Below are 16568 nucleotides of genomic sequence, written 5' to 3'. Positions count from 1 at the left end.
ACCCGCGCCGCGCAGGCGCCGGAGTGCCTCATTCGCGGGATCATAGGCTGTGCTTGACTGGCCTACACGCGGCCAGCCAACCCGGGCTGCTCTCCAGCTCAAGCGGCGCATTTATCAGGCCCACCTGCGGCTCGCACATCGAAACCCGCGGAATCGCTTACCGGAGGCCGTCCGGATTGCACGCCGAAGGTCCCTTGTCGATCTGATCGGATTGCCGCAGCTTCTCTTCCTGCTTTTGCTGGTCGCGCTGTTCCTTCAGGTCCTGCTCGCGAGCCGCATCCGTGCCGGGCGTTCCGTCGGCGCGGGATTTTTCCTTGCTCGGGGTGGCGGTGGGTTTATGGTTGGTCATCGTGGGATCCTCGATTGAAAGCGGTTGATTCTGCTGCTTACGGTTAACGGAAGGGCTTGGCTGCAGCCGAGTGCATCAACGGCTGACGGTCTACGCATCCTTGGCCCAACGTGAAAGATTCTGCTTGAGCGCGTCCATGCCCGCCCAGGGATCCTTCCTGCGCCGCTTGAGTTTTGCAGGGACGTCCTTGATGGTGAATGCATCGGCCCTGTGCAGCTTTGCAAGCTCGCTCCACGCCAGCGGCAATGCCACCGGCGCACCGGGGCGCCCGCGCATCGAGTAGGACGCAACGGCGGTGGCGCCGCGCCCGTTGCGCAGGTAATCGACAAAGATGCGGCGGTTGCGGCGGCTTTTTGTCGCCGTGGCGAGGAAGCGATCTGGTTCGGACTGCGCCAGCGCATCGGCGAAGCCACGGGCGAAGCGTTTGGTCAGATCCCAGTCGCAGCCGGGCGACAGCGGCACCACAACATGCAGGCCCTTGCCGCCGGACACGCGCAGGAAAGACTCGAGCTCCAGCTTTGCCAACAGCTTGCGGATATCCGTCGCTGCACGTTTGACTTCCGCGAACGGTACATCGGGCCCGGGGTCCAGATCGAACACCACCCGGTCAGCGATATCGGGCGTGTCAGCCTTCGCCCCCCATGGATGGAACTCCAGAGCGTTGAACTGCACAAGTTCCATCAACGCTGCGAGATCGTCGACCACCAGGTAATCAGCTTGCGCGCCTGACTCCTCCTTGAGCTTTACGGTGGATACCCGCTCCAGGCCAGCGGTCATGTGCTTCTGGAAGAAACAAGGGCGCTCGATGCCCGCCGGACAGCGGATCACCGATAGAGGACGGCCAACAATTTCCGGCAACAGATGATCGGCGACGGCCAGGTAGTAGTTCCATACGTCCTGTTTGCTGATGCGGTCGGCGGGAAACAGCAGCTTACTTGGGCTGGAAAGCACCGGCAGTGCTTCGCTCGTTTTTTTTGATGCAGGCTTGCCGCGCTTTGCTGCAGCAGCTTTCTTTTTAGGCGTTGCAGCGCTGTCGCTGTCGCGAAGATCGTCCACGTTCTTGTCCAGCCTCAAGGATTTGAGTGAAGGTTGCCGCAGCAGGGTCTGGCCGCCTTTGCCGCGGTAGAACACCTCGACCACGAAACGGGGAGCAAACCATTTCGCCGTGCGCAGGTCGGTCTCGGTGGTGCCAACATGGGCGGTAGGCGTATTGCTGCCGCCGCGGAGCCTGCGCGTCAGTTGCCGCAGCATTGCCTCATCGAAACCGGTGCCAACCCTGCCGGCATAGCGCCAGCCATGCTGCGCGTCGGGGGTTGCCAACAGCAGCGAGCCGAAGCCGGTGCGCGCGCCCTTGGGAGCGGTATAGCCCACAACCGCGAATTCGTCCGACGCCAGTTGCTTGGTCTTGCGCCAGTCATCGCTGCGGCCTGCATGGTACGGACGGTCCAGCCGCTTGGAGATCACACCTTCAAAGTGCTGTTCTGCCGCAACCCGGAATGCCGCCTCACCATCGGCTTGCACGTGCGAGCTGAAGGCAAGTTGTGGCGGGGCGCCGTTCAGCAGCTTCTGCAACAGCGTCTTGCGCTCATGCAGCGGTGCGTTGGCGACGTCGATTCCATCCAGGTGCAGCACATCAAACAGCACCAGTGAAAGCCGCCCCTGCCGCTCGCCGGAGAGCGTGGCTTGCAGCAGGTTGAAGTCCTCCTTGGTACCGTTGCCCGCAATGAGTTCACCATCGAGCGCAGCCGATTTCAGCTGCAGTGTTTCCACGGCCTCAGCGATGTCGGGGAGTTTGGCTGTCCATTCCAGCGCATTGCGCGACCATAGGCGTACGCTGCCGTCGGCAACCGTGACCAGGATGCGATAACCGTCCCATTTGATTTCGTGCAGCCACTGCTCGCCCTCGGGCGGGGCCTGGCCCAGTTTTGCCAACTGCGGTTGAAATGCCCCCGTCGGCACCCTGCCCTTGCGAGCCCCGCTCAACGCCAGCGCCTGTTCGGCCCAGTCCTTGCGGCGACCCGGCTTCGAAGGCACGGTCGCCAATCGCTTCTTGCCGCTCTTGCCACTGCCCGCGCGTCGCTTGTCGCTTTCTGGTGCAGAAGCCACATCCGCCAGCAGATCATCGGCCTCCAGGGAACCGGCGAAGGCATCCCGGTCCTTGAACAACAGCCATTGTGGCTGCCGCGCAGGCTTGCCCGATCGCACCAGATGCCAACCCCCTTTCAATTTCTTGCCGAACAACTCGAAACGCAGATGTCCTTTGGCGAGTTGAGCCCGCGGGTCGCCCTCGGTTGCCCAGACGCCGTGATCGAACTGTGCAACGTGCCCGCCGCCGTACTGACCTTTGGGAATGTCGCCTTCAAAGTCCGCGTAATCCACCGGGTGATCTTCCACCTCCACCGCCATGCGCTTTACCGCAGGGTCATAACTTGGCCCCTTCGGCACCGCCCAGCTCTTCAGCGTGTCGCCGACCTGCAGGCGGAAGTCATAGTGCCGGCGGCTGGCGTGATGCAGCTGCACGACGAAGATCGCACGCTGTCCCTGGGCGACCGGCTTGCCGGGTTCGGGTTCACGCGTTTTCTCGAAGCTGCGTTTGCGGCGGTAGTCGACCAGGCTCATGCCAGTGTCCTGTCCATGCAGGCGGCGCTGCAACGCGGCAGCGCGAATCCCAAGGCCCGCGCGGCGGCTTGTTGCTGGGGCGCAACGTCGTCTGGTGCGTTGGTCCGGCGCTGGCAGGATTGCTCGCGGTTGATGCGGACACGCTCGGGTACGCCCGGTTTGTTCTTGTCCTCACTCATGGGGTGCTCCTGACGGCATCGGATCCAGGCCGGCGCATGGCTGCTTCAACGGCCAATCTACGCATTGAATGTCATCGCAAGGTCTAGGACTGGCTATGGCGGCGTGAAATCCGTGTCTCGCCCGGCCCGTTTGGGAGAGTCACGCAGCGGTGGCCAAGGCTGTAAAGCGGCCTGCGGTTCGGCCAGAAGACGGTAAGTGCCCAAGGGGCGGAGCATTGCCCACCGGTGACAGGTTGTCCGGCCGATCTTGTGCGCACCGCCCACTGCTCTGCGCTGTTGCCCAATACAAGCGCTGCCGCGCCTGTGGGCTGTGGGCTGTGGGCCAACGGAAATTCCGCTACCGTATTCCCGCCATCCAACCATTTCGTCCGCGTCACGGCTGGCAAGCCATGATCAACTCTCCATCAAGAACAGCCACGGCATGCCGATACCTCTACTCGGCTTGCAAGGGGCGGGGAGCTCCATCACGGTAGTTGCTGCGTCGTTCGACCAGGTTCTCTGGCCTGCCCTTGCAAGGCAGGCTGCATGTTCCCCCGGCATCACATCCCACCGCCCATCCATTGCGCAGGAACCGAACGGGCAAGTGAATTTCATCCAGCCAGATTTCGAAGAAACCGCGCCGGGGCGCCCTGCCCGCCGTAGTGGCCTGTCGCCGCTTGCGTGGGCCGTGGCTGGCCTGTTGCTTGGCCTGGCCTGCACGGCGGTCATCGCCCATCGCGAATGGTCGGACCTGCGGCATGAGGCGGCGCAAGCGCGCAGAACGCTGGCCGACACCGGCATTGCGCAACTACAGGTACCGCTGGAACGCGCGGCCTCCATCCTGCGTGCGATGCAGACGCTGTTCCTGGCCAACGACAAAATGGACCAGGCAGGCTTCAGCCAGTACTACTCGCGTTTGTACGATGGCAGCGGGGCCTATACCTCCATGGCCTTTGCACGACGCACAGCGGTGGACCGACCGCAGACAGGCAATGCTGCCTATCGCTATGAGCTGGTAGCGCCCTACCAGAGCAACACCAGCCTGCTGGGCTTCGACATGGTCACTCAACCGGCCAATCTTGCGGCGCTGGTACGCGCACGGGACACGGACACCGTCACCGTTTCAGCGCCATTCGCCCTGCGCCAGAGCACGGCGGCAGGGCAAAGCCCGCTGGGCGTCACGCTGCGCCTGCCGGTGTACTCCAACGGTGCAACCCCTGGCTCAGCCAGCGACCGGCGGGCACGCGAGATCGGGGCATTGGCCATCGGCATCCGCCTGCAGCCACTGATCGAAAGCGCGTTGGAACCGCCAGTGCTGGAGGGCTTCCGGGTGCGTATCCGCGATACCGATGCACTGGCCACCCCGTTCTATGACTCCGGCACCGAGGCCGCCGTCAGTCTGCCCGCGCAGCAGCGCCAGCTGGACTTCGGCGGCAGGCGCTGGCTGCTTGAGATGCAGCCCCGCCCACAGCCCATGGACCTCAGCCGGCTGTACACCATCGTCATCGCCGGGACCATCATCAGCCTGCTGCTGTCGGCACTGCTGTGGTCATTGGCGATGACCCGTCGCAAGGCGCTGGCCCTGGGGGCGCAGATGAGCGCCCGCTACCGCGAGAGCGAGCTGCGTTTCCGCGCCCTGAACGAACTCCTGCCAGCGCTGGTGCTGCTGGCCGACGCGCGCGACTGGAAGATCGTCTACGCCAACCAGGCTGCGCGGCTCCGTCTGGGCGACCCCACCGGCGTGCAGCTGTCTGCACTGTTCCTTGACCAGCACTTGCAGGCGCGCACCCGCGATGCGGCGGACATCCGCAGTGGCTGGAACCAGCTTGAGGCCGAGCTGCGCGGTGCTGATGGCGCCAGCTTCTGGGCGAACGCATCCATTGCCGAGGTCGACGTGGATGGCGCGCCGCACCTGTTGATGGTGGCAACCGACAACTCCGAACAGCGCGAGCTGACCGACCGCCTGAGCTACCAGGCCGCGCACGATGCGCTGACCGGGCTGTACAACCGCCGCGAGTTCGAGCGCCGTGTACAGGAGGTGCTGAGGGATTGGTCCAGTTGGGCAGCCAGCGGTTTCTGGGCGTTGCTGTACATCGACCTCGACCAGTTCAAGCTGATCAACGATGTCTCCGGGCATATGGCCGGTGACCAGCTCCTGGAGCAGCTCGCACTGACCATGCACCAGCAGCTGCGCAGCGGTGATGTGCTGGCACGTCTGGGCGGCGACGAGTTTGGCCTGCTTACGTTCCATGGCAACGCGGATGGGGCCTTGGAACTGGCCGAGCGTCTGCGCCGGGGCATCGAATCGCTGATGTTTTCCTGGCAGGGACGCAGCTACAAAGTGAGTTGCAGCATCGGCATGGTAGCGATTGACCAGCAGGTGCCCACCCTCAAGGACCTGTTGGCCTGGGCCGACACCGCCTGTTACATGGCCAAGGAGAACGGGCGCAACCGCGTGCATGTCTATCGTCTGGACGACGAAACCAGCCGTCGCCAGGGCGAGATGGAGTGGGTCAACCGGTTGCGCTGGGCCATGGAACAGGATCGCCTGCTGCTTGACTACCAGGAGATCGTTTCGCTTACGGGCGAAGATACCGCCACCAATATCGAACTGCTGCTGCGTCTGCGCGATGAAGACGGCAGCATCGTACTGCCGGGTGCTTTCCTGCCTGCAGCCGAGCGCTATGGGCTGATGCCGGCCATCGACCGTTGGGTGATCCACAAAGCGTTGTCGAACTTCACCCGTCTGCACCCCACTGCGCAGACGCTCGGTACCTGTGCGATCAACCTGTCAGGCGCCAGCATCGAAGACGATGGCCTGGCCGACTTCATCCTTGCCTGCATGAAGGAGCACGGCGTACCGCCGCAGATGCTGTGTTTTGAGATCACCGAAACCGTCGCGGTCCGCAACCTGCTCAAGGTGGTGAGCATAGTCGAACGCCTGCGCTCTGCCGGCTGCAGCATCGCTCTGGATGATTTCGGTGCCGGCATGTCGTCTTTCGGCTATCTCAAGAATCTACCGCTGGACCTGATCAAGATCGACCGCAGTTTCATCGTTGACCTCGATACCGACCCGATCAGCCACACCATCATCAGCGCCATTGCCAAGATCGGTCATCAGCGCGGTCTAAAGGTAGTTGCCGAAGGTGTCAGCACCGACCATCTATGCGAAGCCGCGCGTTCGTTGGGCGTGGACTACGCGCAGGGCTTCGGCCTGCATCGCCCGGAGCGGGTGCAGTTCCAACGCTGACGGCTTGGATCTGCATCGTGTGCACCGCCGCGCAGGCAGCAACACACCCCATGTCCTCTCTGCGTCACGCACCCTGTCGTAAGCTTGGCAGACAGCCGGCGGCAGAAGGTGCGTCAACGTGGAGTTCGTGAACAAGGACCTGCAGGTATTGCCGCGTGATTTCTACCGCCGCCACCCTGCCCTGGTCGCGCCGGAGCTGCTCAACAAGCTTCTGCTGCGCGGCGACGGCCGTTGTGCCCGGATTGTGGAAGTTGAGGCCTATGCCGGCAGCGAAGATCCGGCCGCCCACTCGTTTCGCGGAAAGACCGCGCGCAACGCAAGCATGTTCGGCCCACCTGGGCACCTGTATGTCTATTTCACCTACGGCATGCATTGGGGCAGCAACGCCGTCTGCGGTGAGGTTGGCGAAGGTGTCGGCGTGCTGCTTCGGGCCGCCGAGCCGCTGCAGAATCTGCAGCTGATGTATGCGGCACGCAGCGCCGCAAAGCGGCCAATCGATCTGGCCAGCGGCCCCGGCAAGTTGTCGCAGGCTTTCGGTTTGAATCGGGATTTCGATGGCGCGGACCTGGTGCTGGGCGACCGGGGCATCGTCATTGCATGCGATGGCACTTCGCCACCCGACAGCCCGCTGGTTGGCCCCAGGGTCGGAATAAGCAAGGCGGTCGATACACCGTGGCGTTGGAGCGTCGCAGGCAATCCCTGTGTATCGAAGGCTCCGGTGTCGGCGAGACGTCAGCGCGTGCCTTGATTGGCTTTCACTGCGCTGCTTCTTGGAGCGCAACGCGGGGAGTGTGAAGGTTCATCGGCAACCTGCATGCCAACGGGGACGGGCGCTTAACGCCGAGCCCAGCAAGATGACCCTAGACCCGAACGGAGCCCACGCCATGATCGCCGCCCGGAACCTGCCACGAACGACCGCCCTGTTGTGCTTTGCGCTTGGCGCGGCGTTGGCAACCCTCATCCAGGCCCTCTGATCGGGCTGGCGCTGGAATACTCTCCAGCAAGGTCGGATTCGGCCGCACATGCACTGCACACGCTACGGCAGCACGGCTTCCGGCAGCGGTCGCAGCGTTGGCGCAGGCAAGCATCTGCGACGATTACAGCAATTGTTCTTACGAATGCCGATACACCCGTTTACCTTCAAGGTAAGCAGCGCCTCTCCCAACACGCCTCAAGCGGCTGATTCACCGAGCTGCGTCAATTGCTACCCAAACGGGTGAAGTCGGCAATTTCATCCAGCCACAGCAACTGCACGCCCTCACCTGGCACATCGAGAGGAACCTGGCCGTTGGTGCCTTCCTGCTCGTCAGGGCCACGGAACTGCTGCACGGCAGGCCGCTCGGCCACGGTGCCCTTCAACACCCGCCCATCCTTCATGCGCAGCTCGACGATAAGCTCGGCATCCAGTGCCAGTTGCAGAGCCTTGAGATGTTCTATCTCCGCCTGGGCGGTATGAACGCGCGGTGCTGTCCTGGCCATCGGGGCATCCTCTGTTCGACTATCGGGCAACCTTACCGGTGCACCTGCTAACCCGGAATAAAAACGCGGGCAGAACCCTGGCCGAATCCTTCACGCTTGGCTGACACATCTCCAAGCCTTGTGGGCGGCAGCTGCAGCTGCATTCTCCTGGCCAGGAAAAGCGGGCCCCCGTGCGGGGCCCGCCCCAATCAACCGACGATCAACGACCAAGGCAATTCAGATCCGTGGAACCTGTATCTGAAGCCCTCGCAATCGATCTGCTGTGCAAGGTTTCCCTCTTCATCCATCAAGGTATTTACCTCGACCATGCGGTCAGTCCCGGTACCTGCCAGGCGTCTTCCCGGTATTTCCAACACGGTTCTGAAGCTTTTTTGCTCTGTCGAAACGACCTTCACTGGACGTCTCTCTCGCCCGGGCCCTTCCAGATAGAGTTTCATGCTTTTCACAGCCTAGTCTCCTGATATTGCCCCCCGCCTTCCGGCTGAACGTATATAGGATCGACGATGTGAAGATCAGGCAAAAACCGATAGGAAAACGCTTATTTTGTGATGACGGCCGAAGTTCCGGCGACGGCGTCCTGCCCAATTCAGCCGAGCGATCACGGCTTGAAGCCGTGAGTGGCATTGGAGCAGGCCGCGTCGCCGAGGATGTGCACCGTCACGCAAGCCGCAGCAGATCCCGCCCGTTGCAAAGCACACTGCCGCGCGCCTGGCGGTAGTCCACCCGCAGACCACCGGTGAACGCGGAGAACGCCGGCAGCACCATGCGCCGCTCGCCGCTCCAGAACAGCGGGTGCGCCGGCAGCCCAGGCAACTTCAATACCGGGTGCAGATGCCCGCAAAGCACATGCGTTGAGCTGCCCTCGGCATCCTCCGGCGCGTGGCGAAATTCAAAAGGACCCTCAAGCGTGCCGTCTGCGATCAACTGCGCCCCGGCCGCGTCGGCATCCAGCGCCCGATCGTGGTTGCCGGGAACCACCCCCACGGCAACCTGCCCATGCGCCTGGCGGAACGCCTGCCACGCGGCATCGCTGGCGGTTGAGCGCGCACCGTGCAGGAAGTCACCCAGAATCCACAGGGAAGCGGCCCCGGTCATGTCCAGCAACGCAGCCAGACGCGCCAGGTCGCTGCGCGTGCCACCACTGGGCACCGCGATTCCTGCACGACGCATCACCGCGCCCTTGCCCAGATGCAGATCGGCGATGATCAGCCTGCGCCGGGCTGGCCAATAGAGCGCCCGGTCCGCCAGCAGCGTAATCGGCTCACCGGCAAGCAGCATCTGCAGGCTTTCAGCCATGGCGTTGCTCCAGCTGTTGTGCCGCCCGTTGCACCCGCTGTTTCCAGTCCTCGCTGCTCAAGCTGCCCCGCCTGGACTCGGCCCAGAGGGGAAACGACAGCGGCGTCAGCGTACGCGGCCGTGTGAGCAGCAACTGGCGGCCGGCGCAATCGTGCAGAACACGCTGCAGAGTGGCCACGTCCAAGCGTTGCTCCAGCACCTCGCGTTCGGCCTGATGCAGCAGCATATGCCCGGGATCGTATTGGCGCAGCACGTCATAGAACAGGCTGCTTGATGCCTGCAGTTGGCGGAGGCTGCGCAATGCGCGGCCGGGCAGCGACGGCGGCAGCAACCCGGCCACCCGCGCGATCTCGCGGAACTGTCGCCGTGCCAGTTCGCTCATGTTGACCGCCGCCTGCAGGTCCTGCAGCAGCGCATCCGGGGACAACATGGCGGCAAGGCTCTGCTCGTCCAGTTGCAAGGCCGATGTTGCCGTTACCGCCAACCCGTAGTCGTTCACCGAGAAAGCGAAACTGGTGGCGACGTGCCGGCTCCAGCGCAGCGAAAGCACCGCTGCCAGGCCTTCGTGCACGGCGCGGCCGGCAAACGGATACAGGAACAGATGCCAGCCGTCCCGTGTCTTGACCCACTCCGCCAGCAATTGATCCTGGCCCGGCACGGCGGACAGCTTGGACTGCAATGCCAGCAGCGGGCGCAGCGCTCGAAGTTCGGGAGTAGCCGGAGGATTGGCAAGTACCTCGGCCACATGCGCGGCCAGATCCGTCGACATCGGCATCCGCCCGCCCTGCCATCGCGGCACCACGCCGCTGCCCTGTTTGGCTGGCCGCACGTAGGCCGTCATGTCCTGCAAGCGCAGCAGGCGCAGGCTGCGTCCGGCGAACTGGAATACATCGCCCGGCCGCAGACGCGACACAAAGCTTTCCTCGACGCTGCCCAGCGCCCCACCCCGCGCCATGCGTACCAGCACCGCACCGTCGCTGGTGATGGTGCCGATCGACAGCCGATGACGAAACGCCACGCGACGGTCGCTGACTGCAAGGATGCCGGCCGCATCGCGGGTGACGCGGCAGAATTCAGGGTAATGCTGCAAGGCATTGCCGCCCTGGGTGATGAACTGCAGCACCTGCGTCCAGTCATGCAATGAGAGCTCGGCAAACGCATGCGTGAGGCGCACCTCCGCCAGCAGCTGATCCGGTTCGAAACCGCCGGCCAGAGCCAGGGTCACGCAATGCTGGGCAAGCACATCCAGTGACAAGCGCAGTGGCCGCCGGGATTCCACCTGGCCTGCGCGCAGCGCCTGCCGCGCTGCCGCGAACTCGGCCAGTTCCAACGCATGCGTAGGTACGCAGATGATGTGCCCGGCCTCGCCCGGGCGGTGCCGGGACCGCCCCGCACGTTGCAGCAAGCGCGCCATGCCCTTCGGGCTACCCAGCTGGATGACCTGATCCACACTTGGAAAATCAACACCAAGGTCCAGGCTGGAGGTGGCCACCACGCAGCGGATGCGTTCTTCCCGCAGGCCTTGTTCCACCTGCCGTCGCAGGGTTGGATCCAGCGAGCCGTGATGCAAAGCCAGCGCCTCCGCGTCGTCCAGCCATACCGCTTGCAGCGCTTCGTACCACAGCTCGGCCTGGGCGCGGGTATTGGTGAACAGCAGGGTCGTGCGCGCCTGCGCGATCTGTTCGACCACCGCCTGCATCTGTGACAGACCAAGGTGGCCGGCCCAAGGGAAACGCTCGCCGTCGCGGGGCAGCAGGGTCTTCATGTGCAGACTGCGTGGTGCGGCCGCTCGGATCAGCGCGGCATCGTCCAGATGCGGGAGCAATACCTGCCGCGCCTGCTCCAGGTTTCCCAGCGTCGCCGACAACCCCCAGATACGCGCGGCAGGTTGCCATCCGCGCAGCCGCGCCAGGCACAACTGCAGCAGGACGCCGCGCTTGTTGTCCAGCAATGCATGCCATTCGTCGACGACGATGGCCTGCAGCCACGCCAATTGTGCCTGCGTGTCGGGGTAGCTCAACAGCAGCGCCAGTGACTCGGGAGTGATCACCAACAAGTCCGCCTTGCCTTGACGGGCCAGGCGTTTGTCGCGGGCGCTGGCGTCGCCGGTACGCATCGCTACCGTCCATGGCAGGCCCAGTCCTTCGATGGGCTCGCGCAGGGCGCGCACGGTGTCGCTGGCAAGCGCGCGCAAGGGCGTGATCCACAACACCCGCACGTGCGCGGTCGCCGAACTGCGGCGTTTGCTGGGCCTGCTCTCCTTGTCCCCAGCCGGCAGCTCCGCCAATGCCTGCAGCAGCGGCCCACCGATCATCGCCAGGGTCTTGCCACTGCCAGTGGGCGTCACCAGCAGCCCGGACTGTCCATCGCGGTAACGCCGCCAGACTTCCCGCTGGAACGGGGCAGGCTTCCATCCACGCGCCGCAAACCACTGCGTCAGTGGTTGTTCAAAACGCGTATGCCCGACAATACGGCCGGCACTCACTGCGCCACCTTGCGCAGGGTTTCCAGCACATCGGCTTCACTGGCGCTTTTGTCGCGGCGCCAGCGCAGGATGCGCGGAAAGCGCACCGCCACCCCTGACTTGTGCCGCGCCGAGAGGTTGACCGCCTCGAAACCCAACTCGAACACCTGCAGCGGTTCCACTGCCCGCACCGGGCCGAAGCGCTCGGTGGTGTGGGCGCGGATCCAGCGATCGAGCTCGGCGATTTCTTTGTCGTCCAACCCGGAATAGGCCTTGGCGACAGGCACCAGCTTGTCGCCGTCCCAGACGCCAAACGTGTAGTCGGTATACAAGGTGCTGCGCCGGCCGTGACCACTCTGCGCGTAGAGCATTACCGCATCGATGGTGAGCGGATCGACTTTCCATTTCCACCAGTCGCCACGCTTGCGACCGTGCCGATACGGGGAGTGCTGCCGTTTGAGCATGAAGCCTTCGACGCCGCGCTCACGCGCCTCACTGCGCAGCTGTGCGGCAGTCGCCCAATCCTGCACCTGGATCTGCGTTGACAGCCGCAGCAGTGGCGAGTCGTGGGCGTCCAGCAGCGTGGTCAGGCGCTGGCGGCGCTGATGCAGGTCCAGTTCGCGCAGATCCTGGCCATCCAGCTCCAGCAGGTCGTAGGCCAGCACCCGCACCGGCGTCTGCGCCAACACCTTCGGCCCGGGCTTGCGCCGCTGTATGCGCGTCTGCAAGGCGGTGAACGGCAGCGGTTTGTCCTCGTCGCCACGCCAGGCCAGCAGTTCGCCGTCAATGACGGCATCATGGCCGAGCCGGGCCAGCTCGGCCTCGATTTCGGGGAAGCGCCCGTCCATGCGTTCCTCACCGCGCGACCACAGCGCGATCTCATCGCCACGGCGGATCAGCTGCACACGGATGCCGTCCCACTTCCATTCCAGCAGCCAGTCGTCGATCACGCCCAACGCGGCAGGCTCGCCTTCCAACGCTGATGCCAGGAAGAAGGGATACGGCAAGGCGGTATCCCCCGGCTGCGGCCCCTGTGCCAGCAGTGTCTGCATGAAGCCGGGCGTGGGCGATTTGAAGCCGAGCATGCGCTGCGCAAGCAGCGACAGGTCCAGCCCTGACAACTCAGCCAAGGCCTGCTGCACCAGGCCCTGCGATACGCCTACGCGCAGCGCCCCGGTCAACAATTTGTTGAACACAAAACGCTCGTGCATCGGCAGTTGCCGCCAGGCATCGATGATCACCGCGCGACGCTGCTCGGGCGCGGCATTGGCCACGGGCAACAAACGCTGCTGGATCCATTGCCCAAGCCCCATGTCCGCTGCTGCAGCCGACGGGTCATCCAACAGCAGGGCCAGTGTTTCGGCCAGGTCACCTACCTGGTCGTAGCTGGCCTCCACAAGCCAGTCCGGCAATCCGCTCTCCTGTGCGACCCATTGGCGCAGCTCGCCGCTGCTTGCGATGCGTGCCTTGGCACCGCCCACCTTTCCGCCGATGAGCAGCCATAGCGCCCAGGCCGCGTCTTCGGCAGGAGCGTGGCGGAAGTAGTCGACCAAGGCAGCCCGCTTTTCAAGCAGGGAAGTGCTGCGGTCCAGCCGCTGGTACAGGGCAGCGAACGCACGCATCAGTCCTCCTCGCCCCGCAGCAGGGCAAAAGTGGTGGCGTTCAGCCCATCCTCGTTGAGCGTGCGTACCAGTGCATCGGTGTTGCCATGGGTGGCAATCACGCGTTGCGCGCCGGATTGCCGGACGGTCTGCAGCAGCGCAGGCCAGTCGGCATGATCGGACAGCACAAAGCCGCGATCGTAATTGCCACGGCGGCGGTTGCCGCGCAGTTGCATCCAGCCCGAGGCGAAGCCCTGCTGGGCGCGCCGGAAGCGCCGCAGCCAACTACTGCCAGCAGCCGACGGTGGCGCGATGATCAGGCGCCCGGCAAAGTCCGCGCCCCGCGCTTCATCGGCGACGCGTTGCGTTTCAATCATGGGGATACCGGCTCCGCGGTAGACCTGCACTCCGTTGTCCACCGCGCCGTGCAGCCATACCGGCGCGGTTTCACCCAAGGCCAATAGTTCGGCAAGCACCCGCTGCGCCTTGCCCAGTGCGTAGCAATACAGAATCGCGGCTTCTCCCTGCGCGCCACACTCATCCCGCCAGGCGGCAATCTCGGCCACCACCGACGGGGTGTCGGGCCAGCGATAGACCGGCAGGCCGAAGGTGCATTCGGTGATGAACGTGTCGCAGCGCACCGGTTCAAATGGCACACAGGTAGGATCCGGCTGGCGTTTGTAGTCACCCGACGCCACCCACACCTGCCCGTCCACCTCGATCCGTACCTGTGCCGAGCCCAGCACATGCCCGGCCGGATGCAATGACACCGTGGCAGCGCCCAGCCTGAAAGGCTCACCATAGGCGTGGCAGACGCAAGGCTGCGTGCCCAGCCGCCATTCCAGGATTGGCATGGTGGTTTCGCTCAGGTGATAACAGCCCATGCCCGCGCGCATGTGATCGCCATGACCATGCGTGATTACCGCGCACGCCACCGGCCTGGAAGGATCGATGTAGAAGTCGCCTGCCGGGCAATACATGCCTTCCGGCCTCAGTACGATGAGATCGCCGTTGGTCACGCGCGTTCCTACGATTGAGCTGGGCCCACTGTGCCACACAGGTCGTAAGGCCTCATGACGCCCGGTTTCCAGCCAATCACATGGGCACCACATTGCTTTCGCGATCCTCTACAACTAGGCCTGACAAGACGTTTCTGTTGCCCCGGCTTTCACTTCGTACCCGCCCATCTCGCTTCATCGACGAAAACTGCCCCATCGTCATGCGCGAATGGAGCGGCTACTGGCAGCGGAATGATGAGAACAACCTCCGACGCGCGAGCACGCCGCACACCAAGGTCCGTTTCCACGAAGGATGTGTTGATCAGGCTGGCGTGGCAGCGTGGCATCAAGCAACTGATGGCTGCTGGTTGCACGTTTGACCACGTCGTGGACGCAACGCTGTACATGATGAACGCCGAGAAAAATCAGTTGCCGGCGGCGGGCCATCAGCGCTTTCGGTGGATGCTCTCGCCGATAGCCCAGCTCAGGAATCGGCGATCTCCCATGCCAACTCAAAGGTCAGAGCCAGTCGCTGGCCGGCTGCCAACCGGCGCGGCGCCAGCGTGAATGCATCGGGCGGACCCGTCTGCGGTTCCACGCATGTCGCATGCGCGGCGCCATCGTAGACCACCCAATGATCCGCATTGGACCGCAGTCGCAGCCGCTGTCCGGCAAGCAACAGTACCGTTTCGCCATTGGCGACAAAGCAGTCATCCCAGGGCCCGGGCGGCGGTTTGCAGAGGGGCAACGTTGCAATCCCTTCCTCATCCCGCGGATACATGGCATCGGGAGTGAACAGCAAATGGTCAGGCTTGCGGAACCACGGGTGCCAACCGAGCTCCGCAGGCATTGCCTGATCGCCAGCCTCCACCATGAGTTGGAGTTGCAGGCTGCTGGCCCCCACGTGCACGGACTGGGTGGCAACCCCACCGAACGGCCAATATGCATCGTTGGGAAGGGCCAAGGACAGCGTTGCGCTTTGCGGATGAAAACTGTCGACATGCCAAGGCTGCGAGAATCCCACACCGTGAATCGCGTGCGCACCGAAGTTGGCTGGCAACGTAAAAGACCTGCCGTCGAAAATGAAACCGCCACGACGGATACGCCCGGCCCATGGAACCATCGGGTAGCAACCCCAGCCGATGGCCGCAGGCCCGGCATCGTCCTCACCGACCAGCCAGTCGACGCCAGCGTAGCGAATCTGGGCAATACGCCCGCCTGCCTCGGGCGCAAGCGCGACCTCCAGCTCGCCCACCCGCAACCAGTGCAGGCGCCCGGCTGGCAAGGGTGCCAGCGCATCGTCGATCGGCAAGCAATGGTCAGCCGCCATAAGGATCAATGGTCCGGATGCTGCCGTCGGCTTCCATATGCAAAGGAGTGCACTTGGCAGAGCGCAGATGGGTGACGCCGCCCGACATCAGGGCATCGTGATAGAACAGGTACCACTGGCCCTCGAACATGCAGATCGAGTGATGCGTGGTCCAGCCGACTACCGGCTTGAGGATCACGCCTGCATAGGTGAACGGCCCATACGGGTTATCGCCAACCGCGTAGCACAACAGGTGCGTGTCACCAGTGGAATAAGAAAGGTAGTAGCGGCCCTGGTGCTTGTGCAGCCACGGCCCCTCGAAGAATCGCCGCTCATGATCATCGGCGCGCAGGGGCTGTCCGTGTTCGTCCAGGATCAACACCTCGCGCGTCGGCTCGGCAAGCCGGGTCATGCTGGCATCCAAGCGGCCGACACGCGGTCCCAGCGCGGGCGCGTCACCCACCGGTTCCTCATGCGCCGCGTCGTAGCGGTTGTCGCGGTACTTCTGCATCTGGCCACCCCAGATGCCGCCAAAATAGAGATAGTGCGTAGCGTCGTCGTCCTCGTACACGGCCGGGTCGATGGAGTACGTTCCCTCCATCGGCTCCGGTTCGGCGGTGAACGGCCCCTCTGGACCCTCCGCTACCGCAACGCCGATGCGGAATATGCCCTGCGCGTCCTTGGCTGGAAAATAGAGGTAGTAGCGGCCATCGCGGCAGGCCGCGTCCGGCGCCCACATCTGTTGCCTGGCCCAGGGCACATCGCGTACATGCAACACCATGCCGCAGTCGGTGGCTGTGCCTTCCGGCGTATCCATCCGCAGCACGTGGTAGTCCTGCATGCCGAAGTGCCCGCCCTCATCATCGAACGGCTTGCCGCCGTCGATATCATGCGAGGGATAGATGTAAAGGCGCCCTTCGAACACATGTGCCGACGGGTCAGCGGTGTAGATTTGGGTAACCAGCGGCTTGGAGATGGCGTGTTGCGCCAGCCGCTGCAGCTCGGCCTCGTGGGCCTGGCTTGTTTCGTCGATGGGCATATCGTT

At 64.0% G+C, this 16568-nt stretch carries 13 protein-coding genes; 2 read left to right on the top strand and 11 right to left on the bottom strand.

From position 1 onward, the window contains the following. Window positions 1-157: 157 nt before the first annotated feature. From ABE493_RS00645 to ABE493_RS00635, 3 genes are all read right to left on the bottom strand, one after another. Window positions 158-349: a hypothetical protein gene (locus tag ABE493_RS00645; protein ID WP_346496276.1), complete on the bottom strand. Its 192-nt coding sequence runs from the start codon at window positions 347-349 to the stop codon at window positions 158-160. Window positions 350-439: 90 nt separating this feature from the next. Continuing rightward, a complete protein-coding gene (gene ligD, locus ABE493_RS00640; protein WP_346496274.1) occupies window positions 440-2968 on the bottom strand; it encodes a DNA ligase D in 2529 nt (842 codons plus the stop codon). After that, entirely contained in the window at window positions 2965-3147 is a 183-nt protein-coding gene (locus ABE493_RS00635) for a hypothetical protein (protein WP_346496272.1), read from the bottom strand. Before ABE493_RS00635 ends, ligD begins: the two co-directional genes overlap by 4 nt. A gap of 583 nt (window positions 3148-3730) precedes the next feature. Here ABE493_RS00635 and ABE493_RS00630 point away from each other — a divergent pair. Further along, the gene (locus ABE493_RS00630; protein ID WP_346496270.1) at window positions 3731-6376 is read left to right on the top strand and encodes a bifunctional diguanylate cyclase/phosphodiesterase; all 2646 of its coding nucleotides are present in this window, start codon (window positions 3731-3733) and stop codon (window positions 6374-6376) included. A gap of 118 nt (window positions 6377-6494) precedes the next feature. Further along, a complete protein-coding gene (locus ABE493_RS00625) occupies window positions 6495-7124 on the top strand; it encodes a DNA-3-methyladenine glycosylase (protein WP_346496268.1) in 630 nt (209 codons plus the stop codon). A gap of 449 nt (window positions 7125-7573) precedes the next feature. Here ABE493_RS00625 and ABE493_RS00620 read toward each other — a convergent pair whose 3' ends face one another. The 8 genes from ABE493_RS00620 to ABE493_RS00585 form a co-directional block, all read right to left on the bottom strand. After that, window positions 7574-7855: a DUF3247 family protein gene (locus tag ABE493_RS00620; RefSeq protein ID WP_346496267.1), complete on the bottom strand. Its 282-nt coding sequence runs from the start codon at window positions 7853-7855 to the stop codon at window positions 7574-7576. A gap of 188 nt (window positions 7856-8043) precedes the next feature. Continuing rightward, complete coding sequence (locus ABE493_RS00615) at window positions 8044-8292, bottom strand: hypothetical protein (RefSeq protein WP_346496266.1); 249 nt, start codon at window positions 8290-8292, stop codon at window positions 8044-8046. Between the two features lie 220 nt (window positions 8293-8512). Further along, on the bottom strand, window positions 8513-9151 hold the full coding sequence (gene pdeM / locus ABE493_RS00610; RefSeq protein ID WP_346496264.1) for a ligase-associated DNA damage response endonuclease PdeM: 639 nt from the start codon (window positions 9149-9151) through the stop codon (window positions 8513-8515). Then, entirely contained in the window at window positions 9144-11636 is a 2493-nt protein-coding gene (locus ABE493_RS00605; protein WP_430980682.1) for a ligase-associated DNA damage response DEXH box helicase, read from the bottom strand. Before ABE493_RS00605 ends, pdeM begins: the two co-directional genes overlap by 8 nt. Then, window positions 11633-13237, bottom strand: coding sequence for an ATP-dependent DNA ligase (locus ABE493_RS00600; protein ID WP_346496262.1), 1605 nt, complete (start codon window positions 13235-13237; stop codon window positions 11633-11635). The genes ABE493_RS00605 and ABE493_RS00600 overlap by 4 nt, the downstream gene beginning before the upstream one ends. Then, window positions 13237-14196, bottom strand: a complete 960-nt coding sequence (locus tag ABE493_RS00595) for a ligase-associated DNA damage response exonuclease (protein WP_430980684.1) — start codon at window positions 14194-14196, stop codon at window positions 13237-13239. The genes ABE493_RS00600 and ABE493_RS00595 overlap by 1 nt, the downstream gene beginning before the upstream one ends. Before the next feature lie 502 nt (window positions 14197-14698). After that, complete coding sequence (locus ABE493_RS00590; protein WP_346496258.1) at window positions 14699-15544, bottom strand: aldose epimerase; 846 nt, start codon at window positions 15542-15544, stop codon at window positions 14699-14701. After that, the gene (locus ABE493_RS00585; RefSeq protein WP_346496451.1) at window positions 15534-16562 is read right to left on the bottom strand and encodes a glycoside hydrolase family 43 protein; all 1029 of its coding nucleotides are present in this window, start codon (window positions 16560-16562) and stop codon (window positions 15534-15536) included. The genes ABE493_RS00590 and ABE493_RS00585 overlap by 11 nt, the downstream gene beginning before the upstream one ends. Between the last annotated feature and the right edge of the window lie 6 nt (window positions 16563-16568).

Source organism: Stenotrophomonas terrae (genome assembly GCF_039674165.1).
In the GTDB taxonomy this organism is placed as follows: Bacteria; Pseudomonadota; Gammaproteobacteria; order Xanthomonadales; family Xanthomonadaceae; genus Stenotrophomonas; species Stenotrophomonas terrae_A.
The sequence above is the reverse complement of the archived record's forward strand: the minus strand, read 5'-3'. Positions and strand labels throughout refer to the sequence as shown.

Excerpts from the sequence above, each read along its gene's own strand:
- ligD (WP_346496274.1), bottom strand. The coding sequence starts at position 2,968 with ATGAGCCTGGTCGACTACCGCCGCAAACGCAGCTTCGAGAAAACGCGT.
- ABE493_RS00645 (WP_346496276.1), bottom strand. The coding sequence starts at position 349 with ATGACCAACCATAAACCCACCGCCACCCCGAGCAAGGAAAAATCCCGC.
- ABE493_RS00595 (WP_430980684.1), bottom strand. The coding sequence starts at position 14,196 with ATGTATTGCCCGGCAGGCGACTTCTACATCGATCCTTCCAGGCCGGTG.
- ABE493_RS00615 (WP_346496266.1), bottom strand. The coding sequence starts at position 8,292 with ATGAAACTCTATCTGGAAGGGCCCGGGCGAGAGAGACGTCCAGTGAAG.
- pdeM (WP_346496264.1), bottom strand. The coding sequence starts at position 9,151 with ATGGCTGAAAGCCTGCAGATGCTGCTTGCCGGTGAGCCGATTACGCTG.
- ABE493_RS00585 (WP_346496451.1), bottom strand. The coding sequence starts at position 16,562 with ATGCCCATCGACGAAACAAGCCAGGCCCACGAGGCCGAGCTGCAGCGG.
- ABE493_RS00600 (WP_346496262.1), bottom strand. The coding sequence starts at position 13,237 with ATGCGTGCGTTCGCTGCCCTGTACCAGCGGCTGGACCGCAGCACTTCC.
- ABE493_RS00635 (WP_346496272.1), bottom strand. The coding sequence starts at position 3,147 with ATGAGTGAGGACAAGAACAAACCGGGCGTACCCGAGCGTGTCCGCATC.
- ABE493_RS00590 (WP_346496258.1), bottom strand. The coding sequence starts at position 15,544 with ATGGCGGCTGACCATTGCTTGCCGATCGACGATGCGCTGGCACCCTTG.
- ABE493_RS00620 (WP_346496267.1), bottom strand. The coding sequence starts at position 7,855 with ATGGCCAGGACAGCACCGCGCGTTCATACCGCCCAGGCGGAGATAGAA.